The 13,970-nt window shown below is 62.9% G+C and carries 16 protein-coding genes and 1 other RNA gene; 9 read left to right on the top strand and 8 right to left on the bottom strand.

The features are described from left to right. Positions 1-156: 156 nt before the first annotated feature. Positions 157-606 (bottom strand): EVE domain-containing protein, encoded by a 450-nt coding sequence (locus M5B99_RS25575; RefSeq protein WP_248806667.1) that lies wholly within the window; start codon positions 604-606, stop codon positions 157-159. 184 nt (positions 607-790) lie between these two features. On the opposite strand from M5B99_RS25575, the gene M5B99_RS25580 reads away from it, so the two are divergent. Continuing rightward, complete coding sequence (locus M5B99_RS25580; protein ID WP_248806668.1) at positions 791-949, top strand: hypothetical protein; 159 nt, start codon at positions 791-793, stop codon at positions 947-949. 33 nt (positions 950-982) lie between these two features. On the opposite strand, the gene M5B99_RS25585 is transcribed toward M5B99_RS25580, so the two are convergent. The 4 genes from M5B99_RS25585 to M5B99_RS25600 all read right to left on the bottom strand — a co-directional run bounded on the left by M5B99_RS25585 (position 983) and on the right by M5B99_RS25600 (position 2,408). After that, positions 983-1,588 carry a 5-formyltetrahydrofolate cyclo-ligase gene (locus M5B99_RS25585; RefSeq protein WP_248806669.1) on the bottom strand — a complete coding sequence of 202 codons (606 nt, stop codon included), beginning with the start codon at positions 1,586-1,588 and terminating at the stop codon, positions 983-985. A gap of 86 nt (positions 1,589-1,674) precedes the next feature. Further along, a non-coding RNA gene (gene ssrS / locus M5B99_RS25590) (6S RNA) lies at positions 1,675-1,853 on the bottom strand. A gap of 31 nt (positions 1,854-1,884) precedes the next feature. Then, positions 1,885-2,202 (bottom strand): cell division protein ZapA, encoded by a 318-nt coding sequence (locus M5B99_RS25595; protein WP_100942080.1) that lies wholly within the window; start codon positions 2,200-2,202, stop codon positions 1,885-1,887. Next, the gene (locus tag M5B99_RS25600; RefSeq protein ID WP_100942079.1) at positions 2,199-2,408 is read right to left on the bottom strand and encodes a TIGR02449 family protein; all 210 of its coding nucleotides are present in this window, start codon (positions 2,406-2,408) and stop codon (positions 2,199-2,201) included. Before M5B99_RS25600 ends, M5B99_RS25595 begins: the two co-directional genes overlap by 4 nt. A 145-nt stretch (positions 2,409-2,553) precedes the next feature. Here M5B99_RS25600 and M5B99_RS25605 point away from each other — a divergent pair, with 145 nt between their 5' ends. The 8 genes from M5B99_RS25605 to gcvH all read left to right on the top strand — a co-directional run bounded on the left by M5B99_RS25605 (position 2,554) and on the right by gcvH (position 11,529). After that, positions 2,554-3,108: a YecA family protein gene (locus M5B99_RS25605; RefSeq protein WP_248806670.1), complete on the top strand. Its 555-nt coding sequence runs from the start codon at positions 2,554-2,556 to the stop codon at positions 3,106-3,108. A 31-nt stretch (positions 3,109-3,139) separates the two neighbouring features. Continuing rightward, a complete protein-coding gene (gene pepP, locus M5B99_RS25610) occupies positions 3,140-4,474 on the top strand; it encodes a Xaa-Pro aminopeptidase (RefSeq protein ID WP_248806671.1) in 1,335 nt (444 codons plus the stop codon). Then, entirely contained in the window at positions 4,471-5,658 is a 1,188-nt protein-coding gene (ubiH, locus tag M5B99_RS25615) for a 2-octaprenyl-6-methoxyphenyl hydroxylase (protein WP_248806672.1), read from the top strand. The genes pepP and ubiH overlap by 4 nt, the downstream gene beginning before the upstream one ends. Before the next feature lie 157 nt (positions 5,659-5,815). After that, positions 5,816-7,033, top strand: coding sequence for a 2-octaprenyl-3-methyl-6-methoxy-1,4-benzoquinol hydroxylase (locus M5B99_RS25620; protein WP_248806690.1), 1,218 nt, complete (start codon positions 5,816-5,818; stop codon positions 7,031-7,033). A gap of 109 nt (positions 7,034-7,142) precedes the next feature. Next, positions 7,143-8,144, top strand: coding sequence for an extracellular solute-binding protein (locus M5B99_RS25625; protein WP_248806673.1), 1,002 nt, complete (start codon positions 7,143-7,145; stop codon positions 8,142-8,144). Positions 8,145-8,231: 87 nt separating this feature from the next. Continuing rightward, positions 8,232-9,848 (top strand): ABC transporter permease, encoded by a 1,617-nt coding sequence (locus M5B99_RS25630; RefSeq protein ID WP_248806674.1) that lies wholly within the window; start codon positions 8,232-8,234, stop codon positions 9,846-9,848. Between the two features lie 155 nt (positions 9,849-10,003). Then, complete coding sequence (gene gcvT / locus M5B99_RS25635) at positions 10,004-11,086, top strand: glycine cleavage system aminomethyltransferase GcvT (RefSeq protein WP_248806675.1); 1,083 nt, start codon at positions 10,004-10,006, stop codon at positions 11,084-11,086. Between the two features lie 59 nt (positions 11,087-11,145). Then, positions 11,146-11,529 carry a glycine cleavage system protein GcvH gene (gene gcvH / locus M5B99_RS25640; protein WP_248806676.1) on the top strand — a complete coding sequence of 128 codons (384 nt, stop codon included), beginning with the start codon at positions 11,146-11,148 and terminating at the stop codon, positions 11,527-11,529. A 248-nt stretch (positions 11,530-11,777) separates the two neighbouring features. Here gcvH and M5B99_RS25645 read toward each other — a convergent pair whose 3' ends face one another. From M5B99_RS25645 to M5B99_RS25655, 3 genes are all read right to left on the bottom strand, one after another. Next, complete coding sequence (locus tag M5B99_RS25645; protein WP_248806677.1) at positions 11,778-12,917, bottom strand: DegT/DnrJ/EryC1/StrS family aminotransferase; 1,140 nt, start codon at positions 12,915-12,917, stop codon at positions 11,778-11,780. 213 nt (positions 12,918-13,130) lie between these two features. Next, the gene (locus M5B99_RS25650) at positions 13,131-13,451 is read right to left on the bottom strand and encodes a DUF2388 domain-containing protein (protein ID WP_248806678.1); all 321 of its coding nucleotides are present in this window, start codon (positions 13,449-13,451) and stop codon (positions 13,131-13,133) included. Between the two features lie 67 nt (positions 13,452-13,518). Continuing rightward, positions 13,519-13,968: an NfeD family protein gene (locus M5B99_RS25655; protein WP_248806679.1), complete on the bottom strand. Its 450-nt coding sequence runs from the start codon at positions 13,966-13,968 to the stop codon at positions 13,519-13,521. Positions 13,969-13,970: the final 2 nt, after the last annotated feature.

A 13,970-nucleotide genomic window follows, 5' to 3' on the forward strand; every position in this document is an offset into this window, starting at 1 on the left:
GAATCGAGTGCAGGGTGCATCGTTGGATGTTGTGTTGTTCGTGCCGGCCTCTTCGCGGGCAAGCTCCGCTCCCACATTAGGTCAGTGTCGTGCACAAAATCCATGATCGACACTGTACTGTGGGAGCGGAGCTTGCCCGCGAAGAGGCCAGTAGGCTCAGCGCAAGGCCAGAACCGCTGCCCACTGTTCGGCTGTGACCGGCATCACCGACAATCGGCTGCCTTTCTGCACCAGCGGCATCTCCGCCAACTCGGCCTGCTGCTTCAGATAACCAAGCCCCAGCACCTTGCCAAAGGTCTCCACATGGGCGACCTGCAAGGCGCTCCATGGATTCTTCTCGGCACTGGCCTTGGGGTCGTGATACGCGCTCTCGGGATCCAGTGCTGTCGGGTCCGGGTACGCCGCCGCGACGATCCGGCCAATCCCGGCAATCCCCGGCTCCGGGCAACTGGAGTGATAGAAGAAAAACTCGTCGCCGAGCGCCATTGCCCGCAGGAAATTGCGCGCCTGGTAATTGCGCACACCATCCCAGCGCGTCTCGCCGAGCTTGGCCAGGCCTTCGATAGACAGTTCGTCGGGCTCGGATTTCATCAGCCAATAGGCCATGGGTTTGCTCCTTGGGCAACTTGTCGGGCAATTTCGCGCACTAACCGACGGTCGGTTGACGCCAATGTTTGCGTAGTGCTTCACGTTATCGCAAAATGCCGGGATTTTAAGCTTGACGCTGCTGCACGGCCTATAACGAAAACCGTTGCTGTCATCGTGGATCATTTGCCTAGGGGGGCAATCGATGAAACGCAAACCGGATTTACTATGGATTTTGGTGATTTTGTTCGGTTTGGGCGTGGTCACTACAGGCTATGCCCAAGGCCTTTGGTCCGGCAAGAAAGATGTACCGGTGGAAATCGTCCAGCCGCAGCCGCAGCAGTCGACCCTGTTCAAGCGCTGATCTCGACGGCTCCTGCCGGATCGAGCCGATTCGTTATTGCGCGAAATACCAGGCGCGGTCCGTGACCGTGCCGTGTAACGGCACATCCCAGCTGGCCTGATTCAACTTCCCGACCTTCTGACATTCATGGGCCAGCCCCAGCAGCGTCGGCTTGCGCCAGCTTTGGCGGCGGGCCAGATACGCCAGGCTGCGGTCATAAAAACCGCCGCCCATCCCCAATCGTCCACCCTCGATATCGAAACCCACCAAGGGCAGCAGCACCAGGTCCAAGGTCCAGACCTTGCGTTGCGCGGCCAGGTTGACCCGTGGCTCAAGAATACGAAAACGATTGGGGTGCAGCTTCTCCCCCGGCCGAATGCGCTGGAATACCATCCGCGTGCGCGGCCAGGCGCTCAGCACCGGCAGATAGGTGTGCTTGCCCCGTCGTTGCGCTTCACGCAGCAGCAGGCGCGGATCGATCTCACCGTCGGTGGGCAGGTACAGGGAAATGTGGCGGGCACGGCGAAACAGCGGGTGTTGTGCCAATTGCCGGTACAGGCCGCGGGCAGCCTGGCGTTGTTCACTGGTGCTGAGCGCGCGGCGTGCTTTGCGCAGCAGTCGTCGAAGTTGCGGGCGGGAAGGCAGCGCAGGTTCGGTCATGGCATCTGGCTTGGGCAATCGAGCGGCCAGGACGGCAACCCGTTAACACCACTGCCGGCAGTGATAGCCGGCACCGGGTTGAAATCAGGCTCCCCGACGTACCGCTGTCGGCTTAGCCCTTGAACCCGAGAGTTCAAGGTGGAAGTTGCAGGAGGCCTTAAGGCTTTCCGTCTAGCGGACATGCGCACCGGCCCCAACGTGCAACTCCCGTGGTTTTGCGAATCGGCTCAGGGACATCACCAACTGGCAAGCACTCCAGGGAGTGGCATCAGTATACCCGAAACTGGCTGTAGGAATCAGCCTTTGCTGTTGTCCGGATCAGCGGACAGCGCCAAATCGACACGATCGAGCAGATCACGCACCTGTTCGCGGGTCGAGCCGCTGGCCTGTACATCAGGGCGTTCCTGGCGATGCAGCAGGTCGTGGGTAATGTTCAGCGCGGCCATCACGGCAATGCGGTCGGCACCCACGACTTTGCCGCTGCTGCGGATTTCGCGCATCTTGCCGTCCAGGTAGCGAGCGGCGCTGACCAGGTTGCTGCGTTCTTCCTGCGGGCAGATGATCGAATATTCTTTATCGAGGATCTGCACGGTCACGTTATTGCTTGAACTCATGAGTCTTGCTCCAGGGCTTTTAGGCGCGAAATCATGGATTCGACCTTACGCCGGGCGATTTCGTTTTTTTCAATGAGGGTTGCGCGCTCCTCGCGCCAGGTCTTTTCCTGAGCTAGTAAGAGTCCGTTTTGGCTTTTTAGTTGCTCGACCCGGGTAATCAGCAGTTCGAGTCTGGCCATCAGCGCGTGCAGGTCGGTGTCTTCCATCGGGTATCCACTGAATATGACTGATGATCGGTAGTAAACACGGCGCGGAGCAAACGTTTGGACGGCCGATGGTCTGGCTCGTGCGCGAATGCTAGGATACAAGGCCTTCATTCTAGACATTGCGCCGCTTGGCGCCTAGCCGCCCATGCCTATTCAGAATTCCCCGTATAACGCCTTTGCCACCCTGCTGAGCACCAGCGGTCACCCTGTCTCGCCGGCTGAACTGCACGGCCTGTTGCTCGGCCGCAGCTGCGCCGGTGCCGGCTTCGAAGCCGACAGCTGGCTGGTGGACGCCGCCGAGCTGCTCGAAGGCGAGCCGCAAGACAACGTGCGCAACGCCCTGATCGGCCTGCAAGAGATGGTCAAGGGCGAGCTTACCAGCGATGACATGACCGTTGTCCTGCTGTTGCCCTCCGACGACGCGCCGCTGACCGAGCGCGCCATTGCCTTGGGGCAGTGGTGCCAGGGTTTCCTCGCCGGTTTCGGCCTGACCTACCGCGCCAACGCCCTGAGCGTCGAGGCCACCGAGGTGCTCCAGGACCTGGCGGCCATCGCCCAGGTGCAGGACGCCCTGGAAGAATCCGACGACGGCGAAAGCGATTACATGGAAGTCATGGAATACCTGCGGGTTGCGCCGCTGCTGCTGTTCACCGAAATCAACAAACCGGCTGAACCGGCTGCCAAGCCTTCTCTGCACTAAGACGCCTTCAGACAGGGAGCTCCATCTGCCCATGATCCATATCCCGAAAGCGGAATACGCCCGGCGCCGCAAGGCCCTGATGGCGCAGATGGAACCCAACAGCATCGCGATCCTGCCGGCCGCCGCCGTGGCGATTCGCAATCGCGATGTCGAGCACGTCTATCGCCAGGACAGTGACTTCCAGTACCTGAGCGGCTTTCCCGAGCCCCAGGCGGTGATCGTGCTGATCCCCGGCCGACCCCACGGTGAATACCTGCTGTTCTGCCGCGAGCGCAATGTCGAGCGCGAGCTCTGGGATGGGCTGCGTGCCGGACAGGAGGGTGCGATCCGCGATTTCGGCGCCGACGACGCGTTCCCGATCAACGATATCGACGACATTCTCCCGGGCCTGATCGAAGGGCGCGACCGGGTCTATTCGGCCATGGGCAGCAACCCGGAGTTCGACCGGCACCTGATGGAGTGGATCAACGTGATCCGTTCCAAGGCCCACCTCGGTGCGCAACCGCCGAACGAATTCGTTGCCCTGGATCATCTGCTGCACGACATGCGCCTGTATAAATCGGCGGCTGAAGTGAAGGTGATGCGCGAGGCCGCGGCGATTTCCTGCCGCGCCCATGTGCGGGCAATGCAGGCCGGCCGCGCCGGCTTGCACGAGTTCAGCCTGGAAGCCGAGCTCGACTACGAGTTCCGCAAGGGCGGGGCGAAGATGCCGGCCTACGGTTCCATCGTCGCGGCCGGACGCAACAGTTGCATCCTGCATTACCAGCAGAATGACGCGCTGCTCAAGGACGGCGACCTGGTGTTGATTGACGCCGGTTGCGAGATCGACTGCTACGCCAGCGATATCACCCGCACCTGGCCGGTCAGTGGGCGATTTTCGCCGGAGCAGAAGGCGATCTACGAACTGGTGCTGGCGGCCCAGGAAGCGGCGTTTGCCGAAATTGCGCCGAACAAGCATTGGAACCAGGCCCACGAGGCCACCGTGCAGGTGATTACCGCCGGGCTGGTGGAGCTGGGGCTGTTGCAGGGCGATGTCGACGAACTGATCGCCGCCGAAGCCTACAAGGCGTTCTACATGCACCGTGCCGGCCATTGGCTGGGGATGGATGTGCATGATGTCGGTGACTACAAGGTCGGTGATCAATGGCGCGTGCTGGAGGTCGGCATGGCGCTGACCGTGGAACCGGGGATTTATATCGCCTCGGACAACCAGAACGTGGCGAAGAAATGGCGAGGTATTGGTGTGCGCATTGAGGACGATGTGGTGGTGACCAGACAAGGCTGTGAAATCCTCACCGGTGGCGTGCCCAAGACCGTGGCCGAGATCGAGGCCCTGATGGCCGCTGCCCGGACCCAGGCGGCATGAGCCGGGTCAATCTGGCGATCATCGGCGGTGGCCTGGTCGGTGCCAGCCTGGCGCTGGCCTTGCAGGCCGGGGCCAAGGCCCGGGGCTGGAAGATTACCCTGATCGAACCGTTCGCCCCCGGCGACAGCTATCAGCCCAGCTACGACGCGCGCTCTTCGGCGCTGTCCTTCGGCGCCCGGCAGATCTATCAGCGCCTGGGTGTGTGGCAGTCGATCAGCCAGCGGGCCGAGCCGATCAAGCAGATTCATGTGTCCGACCGCGGACGTTTCTCCACGGCGCGCTTGTCCGCCATGGAGGAGGGCGTGCCGGCCCTGGGGTACGTGGTGGAGAACGCCTGGCTGGGGCAATGCTTGTGGCAGGCGCTGGACCGGGAGGTGATCAGCTGGCGTTGCCCGGCCGAAGTCAGCCACCTGCAACCGCTGGAAGATGGCTATCGACTGACCCTGGGGGATGAAACCCAGCTGGACTGCGACCTGGCGATACTGGCGGATGGCGGTCGCTCCGGGTTGCGCGAGCAGTTGGGGATCGGCGTGCGCAAACGTTCCTATCATCAGAGTGCCTTGATCGCCAATATCACCACCAGTGAAGTCCATAACGGTATGGCTTTCGAGCGGTTTACCGACGAGGGGCCGATGGCCCTGCTGCCGTTGCCGGAGAATCGCTGCGCGCTGGTCTGGACCCGGCAGGGGATGGACGCCCAACGCCTGGCCGAGCTGGACGAGCGCAGTTTCCTCACTGAGTTGCAGGGTGTGTTCGGTTATCGCCTGGGCACCTTGCGCCAGGTCGGTGCGCGGCACCTGTACCCGCTGAGCCTGGTGGAAGCCGAAGAACAGGTGCGTGCGCATCTGGTGGTGCTGGGCAACGCCGCCCACAGCCTGCATCCGATTGCCGGGCAGGGTTTCAACCTGTCCCTGCGCGATGCCCAGGCCCTGGCCGAGGCCTTGCTGGCGAGTACGGCCCCGTTGGGCGACCTGGCGACCTTGCAGGCCTACCAGGCGCGTCAACGCCTGGACCAACAGCTCACCGTGGGCTTCTCCGACCAGGTCACCCGCCTGTTCGGCAACGCCCAGCCGTTGGTGGCCCTGGGACGCAATATCGGCCTGCTGGGCCTGGACCTGCTGCCACCGGCCAAACGCTGGTTCGCCCGGCAGGCCATGGGCCTGGGTACCCGTTCCGATGTCTAGGGCCTTGCCGGACCTGGGATACGCCCGCCTCCACACTCCGAACCGTGTGGGAGCAGAGCTTGCTCGCGAAGAGGCCCTTGAGGCCGCCAAAAGCTTCGCGGGCGGGCCCTGCTCCTGCAAAGTCCGCATAACCTTCACTAAGGCTTAAAGCATGGAAATGCGCGCAGATGTGCTGATTGTCGGGGCCGGAATGGTCGGAAGCGCCCTGGCCCTGGCGTTGAAAGACAGCGGGCTGGAGATTCTCCTGCTCGATGGCAGCCCGCTGAGCGTCAAGCCGTTCGACCCGCAGGCGGCCTTCGAGCCGCGGGTCAGCGCCTTGTCCGCCGCCAGCCAACGGATTCTCGAGCGCCTTGGCGTGTGGGCCGGGATCAGCGCCCGGCGGGCCAGCCCGTACCGCGACATGCAGGTCTGGGACGGCAGCGGAACCGGGCAGATCCACTTCTCGGCGGCCAGCGTGCATGCCGAGGTGCTGGGACATATCGTCGAGAACCGGGTGGTCCAGGATGCCTTGCTCGAGCGCCTGCATGACTGCGACATGGGCCTGCTGGCCAATGCACGCCTGGAGCAGATGCGCCGTTCCGGCGACGACTGGTTGCTGACCCTGGCCGATGGCCGCAAGCTGCGCGCGCCCCTGGTGATCGCGGCGGACGGCGCCAATTCGGCGGTCCGTCGTTTGGCCGGCTGCGCCACCCGCGAGTGGGACTATCTGCACCACGCGATCGTGACCAGCGTGCGCAGTTCGCGACCGCACCAGATGACCGCCTGGCAGCGGTTTACCGATGACGGCCCGCTGGCCTTCCTGCCGCTGGAACGTGACGGGCAGCAGGACTGGTGCTCGATCGTCTGGTCGACTACCCCGGAGCAGGCGCAGCGCCTGATGCTGCTGGAAGAGGAAGACTTCTGTCGGGAGCTGGAGCGGGCTTTCGAAGGGCGGTTGGGCACGGTGCTTTCGGCGGATGCGCGGCTCTGTGTGCCGCTGCGTCAACGCCATGCCAAGCGTTATGTGGCCGAAGGGCTGGCGCTGATCGGCGATGCGGCGCACACCATTCACCCGTTGGCCGGCCAGGGCGTGAACCTGGGCTTTCTCGATGCGGCGGTGCTGGCTGAAGAGTTGCTGCATGCGTGCGAGCGCGGCGAACGGCTGGCGGATGTGCGGGTGCTGAGCCGCTTCGAACGGCGGCGCATGCCCCACAACCTGGGGTTGATGGCGGCGATGGAAGGCTTCGAACGGCTGTTCCAGGCCGACTCATTGGCGCTGCGCTGGCTGCGTAATGCCGGATTGAAGAGCGTCGAGCAGATGCCCGAGGCCAAGGCGCTGTTCGTGCGCCAGGCGCTGGGGCTGACGGGAGATTTGCCGGAGTTGGCGAGGGCCTGATGGGCATCTGTGCAACATCTGGTAACTCCTCTGTCTGCGGTTAAGTTTGAGAAGCGAAATGTGAGTCACTATCATTTCGCGCTCATTTCGAAATCGAGAGACCGCTCCCATGTCGGCACCCAAGCGTCTACTGACGGCCCTGGCCCTTTCTCTCATGGCCAGCACTGCCCACGCCGCCGACGAAGTGGTGGTCTACTCCTCGCGCATCGACGAACTGATCAAGCCGGTCTTCGACGCCTACACCGCCAAGACCGGGGTCAAGATCAAGTTCATCACCGACAAGGAAGCGCCGCTGATGCAGCGGATCAAGGCCGAAGGCGAAAACGCCAGCGCCGACCTGCTGCTCACCGTCGATGCCGGCAACCTCTGGCAGGCGGAAAAAATGGGCATCCTGCAGCCCTTCAGGTCCAAGGTGATCGACGCCAATATTCCGTTGCAATACCGTTCGTCCGCCCATGAGTGGACCGGCCTGAGCCTGCGTGCGCGGACCCTGGCGTACTCCACCGAACGGGTCAAGCCCTCCGACCTGAGCACTTACGAAGCCCTCGCCGACAAACAGTGGGAAGGCCGCCTGTGCCTGCGCACGGCGAAGAAGGTCTACAACCAGTCGCTGACCGCGACCCTGATCGAAGTCCATGGTGCCGAGAAGACCGAACAGATCCTCAAGGGCTGGGTCGGCAACCTGTCCACCGATGTGTTCGCCGACGATATCGCCGTGCTGCAGGCGATCAATGCCGGGCAGTGCGACGTCGGGATCGTCAACACCTACTACTACGGTCGCCTGCACAAGCAGAACCCGAACCTGGCGGTCAAACTGTTCTGGCCGAACCAGGACGACCGCGGCGTGCATGTAAACCTCTCGGGCATTGGCCTGACCAAACACGCACCCCATCCGGAAGCGGCCAAAGCCCTGGTGGAATGGATGACCACGCCCGAGGCGCAGCGCATCTTTGCCGACGGGAACCAGGAGTTCCCGGCCAACCCGGCGGTGCCGCCGTCGACGGAAGTGGCGAGCTGGGGCCGCTTCGTGCCCGATAGCCTGCCCGTGGAGATTGCCGGCAAGCGCCAGGCCGAGGCGATCCGCCTTATGGACAGGGCTGGCTGGAACTGAGCACACACAAGTCTTGGTTACATGCCATTTTTTGTGGCGAGTGGTCAGCCCAACTGATCGCCGTATCCCTTTGCTCAGAGAGTCCCCTTGGCCCATCCCGCCCAGCGCCGCTGGTATCCTCTGGTCTTTGCCGTCGCCGCCCTGGTACTGCTGCCCCTGAGCGTGCTGCTGTTGTCCTGGCAGTCGATCGACCTGCAGATCTGGTCCCATCTCTGGGACACCCAACTGCCACGCCTGTTGGGTAACACCCTGACTCTGGTGGTGGGCGTCGGCCTCGGGGTCACCCTGTTGGGGGTGAGCCTGGCCTGGCTCACCAGTCTCTGCGAATTCCCCGGCCGGCGCTGGCTGGACTGGGCGCTGATGCTCCCATTCGCCATCCCGGCCTATGTGCTGGCGTTTGTTTTTGTCGGTCTGTTGGATTTCTCCGGCCCGCTGCAAAGCCTGTTGCGCGAGTGGTTTGGGAGTGGCCTGCGCCTGCCCAGGGTGCGTTCCGCCGGCGGGGTGATCCTGGTGCTGGTGCTGGTTTTCTACCCCTACGTCTACCTGCTGGCGCGCAGCGCCTTCATGGCCCAGGGCAAGGGCCTGATGGAAGCCGCCCGGGTCCTCGGGCAATCGCCCTGGCAGGCGTTCTGGCGGGTGGCGCTGCCCATGGCACGTCCGGCCATCGGTGCCGGCGTGGCCCTGGTGCTGATGGAGACCCTGGCGGATTTCGGTGCCGTCGCGGTGTTCAACTTCGATACCTTCACCACCGCCATCTACAAGACCTGGTACGGTTTCTTCAGTCTCTCCAGCGCCGCGCAACTGGCCAGCCTGTTGCTGCTGGCGGTGCTGCTGGTGCTCTACGGCGAACGTCGCGCCCGTGGCGCCGTGCGCAGCGGCAATGACCGTCCACGGGGCCAGCCGCTCTATCATCTACGCGGCGTGAAGGCACTGGCGGCCAGCGCCTGGTGCCTGTTGGTATTCGCCTGTGCCTTTATCATCCCGCTGCTGCAACTGCTGGTCTGGTTCTGGCAGCGCGGCCGTTTCGATCTCGACGAACGTTACACCGGATTGATCTTGCACACCTTGTACCTGGGCGTCATGGCGGCGCTGATCACCGTCAGCGTGGCCCTGATGCTGGCCTTTGCCCGCCGTCAGGCGCCGACCCGGATCATCCGCTCCGGGGTCAGCCTGGCCAATCTCGGCTACGCGTTGCCGGGCTCGGTGCTGGCGGTGTCGATCATGCTCGCGTTCAGTTATCTGGACCGGATGCTGGTGATCCCGCTGTCGGGCTGGCTGGGTGGGACGGGCAAGCCGTTGCTGCTGGGCAGTCTGTCGGCCTTGCTGCTGGCCTATCTGGTGCGTTTTATCGCCGTGGCCTATGGCCCGCTGGAAAGCAGCCTGGCGCGTATCCGGCCGTCTTTGCCCGAGGCGGCGCGTAGCCTTGGGGTCAGTGGGCCACTACTGTTTTGCAAAGTGTATCTGCCGTTGTTGCTGCCCGGCGCCTTCAGTGCGGCGTTGCTGGTGTTCGTCGATGTGCTCAAGGAAATGCCCGCCACCCTGCTGATGCGCCCGTTTGGCTGGGACACGCTGGCGGTGCGGATCTTCGAAATGACCAGCGAAGGGGAGTGGGCGCGGGCCTCGCTGCCGGCCTTGACGCTGGTGCTGGTCGGGCTGTTGCCGGTGATCGGCTTGATTCGCCGTTCGGCACATCGAATCGGCTAGGTGTCATGGTTCTCCCTTGCGGCTACAATGCGCGGCATTCGGTGCGGTCCGTCTGACAGACCGGGTACGAAACAGGACTCAAGGCCCCATCCATAAAGGGCTCAAGCCGGTTTCCTGCCTGTCCGCGCCTTCGCCACGCCCGGAAGGAGAAACCCATGGGACAGCGTACGCCTCTCTATGACCTGCACCTCGCCCTTGGCGCGAAGATGGTCGATTTTGGCGGTTGGGATATGCCACTGCATTACGGCTCGCAGGTCGAGGAGCACCATCAGGTGCGACGTGACTGCGGCGTGTTCGATGTCTCGCACATGACCGTGATCGATATCAGCGGCAGCCAGGCCAAAGCCTGGTTGCGCCACCTGCTGGCCAACGATGTCGAGCGTCTCGAGAGCACCGGTCGCGCCTTGTACAGCGCGATGCTCAACGAGCACGGTGGGGTGGTCGACGACATGATCGTCTATCGCACCGAGGCCGGTTATCGCCTGGTGGTCAATGCCGCCACCCGTGATCAGGACATGGCCTGGATGCAGGCCCGGCTCGCCGGCTACGACGTGCAATTGCACGAGCGCCCGGAGCTGGCGATGCTGGCGATCCAGGGGCCCCAGGCCCGGCACAAGATCGCCGAGTTGGTGAGCCAGTCCCGCGGCCAACTGATCCAGCAGCTCAAGCCCTTCGAAGGCCGCAGTGACGGTGATTGGTTCATCGCCCGCACCGGCTATACCGGGGAAGACGGCCTGGAGATTGTCCTGCCGGCCGACCAGGCCCCCGGCTTTTTCAACGACCTGGTGGGCGCGGGTATTTCGCCCATCGGTCTTGGCGCCCGGGATACCTTGCGCCTGGAGGCCGGCATGAACCTTTACGGCCAGGATATTCACCAGGACGTTTCGCCGCTGGCGGCCAATATGGCCTGGACCATTGCCTGGGAGCCGGCCGATCGCGACTTTATCGGGCGTAGCGCCCTGGAGGCGGAAAAAGCCGCCGGCGCCAAGCTCAAGCTGGTCGGACTGGTGCTGGAAGAGCGCGGCGTTCTGCGGGCGCATCAGGTGGTTCGGATCGCCGAGGTTGGCGAAGGAGAGATCACCAGTGGTAGTTTCTCTCCTACGCTTAGCAAGTCGATTGCGCTGGCGCGTGTTCCCTCGGCCACGGCTGATCGCGCCGAAGTTGAAATTCGTGGCAAATGGTACCCGGTTCGTGTGGTAAAGCCGACGTTCGTGCGTCATGGCAAAACCTTGATCTGACTTTTCCGGCGGGCCCTCAATCGCTCCGCCACTGATACTTAAATTTGAGGACACTGAATATGAGCGATATCCCAGCTGATCTGCGTTTTGCCGAAAGTCACGAGTGGGCCCGCCTGGAAGCTGACGGTACAGTTACCGTCGGCATCAGCGACCATGCCCAGGAAGCCTTGGGCGATGTGGTGTTCGTGGAACTGACTGAAGTCGGTACCGAGTTCGCTGCTGGCGAGGCGGCCGGTGTGGTCGAGTCGGTGAAGGCCGCTTCGGATATCTATTCGCCAGTGTCGGGCGAGGTGATCGCGGTCAACGAGGCGTTGTCCGGCGAACCTGAGCTGCTGAACTCCGATCCGTACGGCGCGTGGATCTTCAAGCTCAAGCCGAGCAATGCGGCGGAGCTGGAGAAGTTGCTGGATGCGGCGGGTTACAAGAAGGCTATCGGCGAGTAATCCACCAGCCTGGTTTTTGTGGGAACACTCATTTTGTGGGTGTTCTCACTTGTGGTGAGTGGGCTTGTCGGAACGCCGCACCGCCACGCTCAGCTGCGAAGCAGTCGCAAAACCGACTAACTCGGCTTACCTGATCTACCGTGTTCGTTGGTTCTAGGGCCGCTTCGCGCCCCAGCGCGGGCAAGCCCGCTCGCCACAGGACTGAGCAAGCCCTCTCTCCACCGCAGCGGGAGAGGGCGCTCTTGCTGTTACGGTTGCAAAACCGCCTTGACCGCCGCCACCGAACGCTCGACATCGGCCTTGGTCATGGCGTTGAACATCGGCAACGACACGATCAGGCGCCCGACGCGTTCGGCGATCGGGAACATGCCTTCCTTGAAACCGCGTTTGCGGTACAGGCTCAGCAGGTGGATCGCCGGGTAGTGATAGCCGATGCCGATGCCGCGCTGCTTCATCTCTTCCATGAAGGTCGCCCGCGCCGGCTGGCCGTCCTGACGCTCCGGCAGTACCAGCTGGAACATGTGCCAGTTGCTGTTGGTGAAATCCTTCACCGGTAGCTGCGCGCCGTATTTCTCCTCGAAATCACTGCCGAAGCATTCGAAATAGTATTCGGCCAGCTCACGGCGGTGCGGGGTGATCTTGTCGATATGGGCAAACTGGCCCAGGCCGATGGCCGCGGCGACGTCGGTCATGTTGAACTTGCCGCCCAGCACGTCCACGTCGAGGCCGTCATGGCCGGTACGGGTCACGCCCTGCAGGCGATATTTCTCGGCCAGGCGGGCTTCTTCGGCGTTGTTCAACACCAGGCAGCCGCCTTCGGACGAAGTGATGTTCTTGTTCGCCTGGAAGCTGAACGACACCAGGTCACCGAGGGCACCGATCTTCTGGCCGTTCCATTCCGAACCCAGGGCCTGGGCGGCGTCTTCGACGATGCGCAGGTTGTGTTTCTTGGCGATGGCGTACAGGCGATCCATATCCACCGGCAGGCCGGACAGGTAAACCGGGATGATCGCCTTGGTGCGCGGGGTGATGGCGGCCTCGACCTTGTCCAGGTCGATATTGCGGGTCACCGGGTCGATATCGGCGAACACCGGGGTCGCGCCGACTTCGATGATCACGTTGGCGGTCGCTACCCAGGAGATAGGCGTGGTGATCACCTCGTCGCCCGCGCCGATGCCAGCGATGCGCAAGGCGATTTCCATGGTGCAGGTGCCGGAGTTGAAAGTGCGCACCGGACGCCCGCCGAAGTATTCCGACAGTTGCGCTTCAAAGGCCGCGACCTTCGGCCCGCTGGTGATCCAGCCGGAACGCAGGACATCGCCCACGGCGGCAATGGTCGCTTCGTCGATGGTCGGTTTGGAGAAAGGCAGGAAAGGAAGTTCGCTCATGGGGTCGTGACGTCCGCTGTGAAGGCCGGCAGTGTTCTACCGGCAGTGAAGAGTAGACAGCAAGGCTGCAATACTGGCGATGATACTGTTTTAAGGTGAAAATTCAGTGCTTTTTTTGCTGTCCGGACGCTGAACGAACACACCGGGCCGCTGCCCGGGCAAGGCAAAACGCCGCGGTTAAGCGGCGTTTTGACTGGGGGGGAAGCCTTTGGATCAGTCTTCAGCGACGGTGTTCTTCGCCAGGATGGCGTTGGCCAACTCCATGTCGGTGACCTTCAAGCCCGGGTTGTCGGCTCGCAGTTTCTGCATGGCGGCCTCCAGGTAAGGGCCGCGGATGCCGCCATCGCTGGCTACGAAGCTGCTGGCATCATCCTGGGCCGCGACCACCAGCTTGTGGTCCTTCCTGAAGGTCAGGTAGGTGGAACCGGTGGTGGCGCCAGAGGAAAGGACGTTGCGCCAGAACTCGTCGGCCATCGCGGCGCCAACGGGAAGGGTAAACAAGGCCAATGCGACAACTGCTGTTTTAAGACGCATGAGGGTGACTCCGGTGTGGGTATTTGAGAGGTTTGATTGCCGTTGTCATACCGGAGTTCAATTGACTTCACTCAATCCTTTGCACATGCAAGGTACTGCCGTCCTGGCCGACCACCCGGACCTGGGTGCCGACTTCGCAATCCGGTCCGCTGGCCATCCAGACGCTGTCGCCGACCTTGATCTTGCCGCGTCCGGCGACAATGGCGACATGCACCATGAAGGTCCTGCCGAGCAGATCATGCCCGCGCTCATTGAGCCCCGGCTGGTCGCTGGGCCGGGCGTTGCTGCGCTGGCGTTTCCACCAGAGCCATGCGGTGAGAATCGACAGCACGCCGAACAGCACGAACTGCAGGGTCCAATGCAGGCCGGGAATCAGGTAGGTCAGGATGCCCACGGCCGCGGCGGCAGTCCCGACCCACAGCAGGTAACCGCCGGCGCCGAATATTTCGAGAATCAACAACAGCGTGCCGAGGGCCAGCCAGTCCCAGAAGGACAGGTGTTGCAGGAATTCCCACATGG

Origin of the sequence: Pseudomonas sp. MWU13-2100 (assembly GCF_023242365.1) — a bacterium.
Taxonomy (GTDB): domain Bacteria; phylum Pseudomonadota; class Gammaproteobacteria; order Pseudomonadales; family Pseudomonadaceae; genus Aquipseudomonas.

Excerpts from the sequence above, each read along its gene's own strand:
- M5B99_RS25595 (WP_100942080.1), bottom strand. The coding sequence starts at position 2,202 with ATGAGTTCAAGCAATAACGTGACCGTGCAGATCCTCGATAAAGAATAT.
- M5B99_RS25625 (WP_248806673.1), top strand. The coding sequence starts at position 7,143 with ATGTCGGCACCCAAGCGTCTACTGACGGCCCTGGCCCTTTCTCTCATG.
- gcvT (WP_248806675.1), top strand. The coding sequence starts at position 10,004 with ATGGGACAGCGTACGCCTCTCTATGACCTGCACCTCGCCCTTGGCGCG.
- pepP (WP_248806671.1), top strand. The coding sequence starts at position 3,140 with ATGATCCATATCCCGAAAGCGGAATACGCCCGGCGCCGCAAGGCCCTG.
- M5B99_RS25655 (WP_248806679.1), bottom strand. The coding sequence starts at position 13,968 with ATGTGGGAATTCCTGCAACACCTGTCCTTCTGGGACTGGCTGGCCCTC.
- M5B99_RS25605 (WP_248806670.1), top strand. The coding sequence starts at position 2,554 with ATGCCTATTCAGAATTCCCCGTATAACGCCTTTGCCACCCTGCTGAGC.
- M5B99_RS25600 (WP_100942079.1), bottom strand. The coding sequence starts at position 2,408 with ATGGAAGACACCGACCTGCACGCGCTGATGGCCAGACTCGAACTGCTG.
- gcvH (WP_248806676.1), top strand. The coding sequence starts at position 11,146 with ATGAGCGATATCCCAGCTGATCTGCGTTTTGCCGAAAGTCACGAGTGG.
- ubiH (WP_248806672.1), top strand. The coding sequence starts at position 4,471 with ATGAGCCGGGTCAATCTGGCGATCATCGGCGGTGGCCTGGTCGGTGCC.
- M5B99_RS25620 (WP_248806690.1), top strand. The coding sequence starts at position 5,816 with ATGCGCGCAGATGTGCTGATTGTCGGGGCCGGAATGGTCGGAAGCGCC.
- M5B99_RS25575 (WP_248806667.1), bottom strand. The coding sequence starts at position 606 with ATGGCCTATTGGCTGATGAAATCCGAGCCCGACGAACTGTCTATCGAA.
- M5B99_RS25645 (WP_248806677.1), bottom strand. The coding sequence starts at position 12,917 with ATGAGCGAACTTCCTTTCCTGCCTTTCTCCAAACCGACCATCGACGAA.
- M5B99_RS25580 (WP_248806668.1), top strand. The coding sequence starts at position 791 with ATGAAACGCAAACCGGATTTACTATGGATTTTGGTGATTTTGTTCGGT.
- M5B99_RS25585 (WP_248806669.1), bottom strand. The coding sequence starts at position 1,588 with ATGACCGAACCTGCGCTGCCTTCCCGCCCGCAACTTCGACGACTGCTG.
- M5B99_RS25650 (WP_248806678.1), bottom strand. The coding sequence starts at position 13,451 with ATGCGTCTTAAAACAGCAGTTGTCGCATTGGCCTTGTTTACCCTTCCC.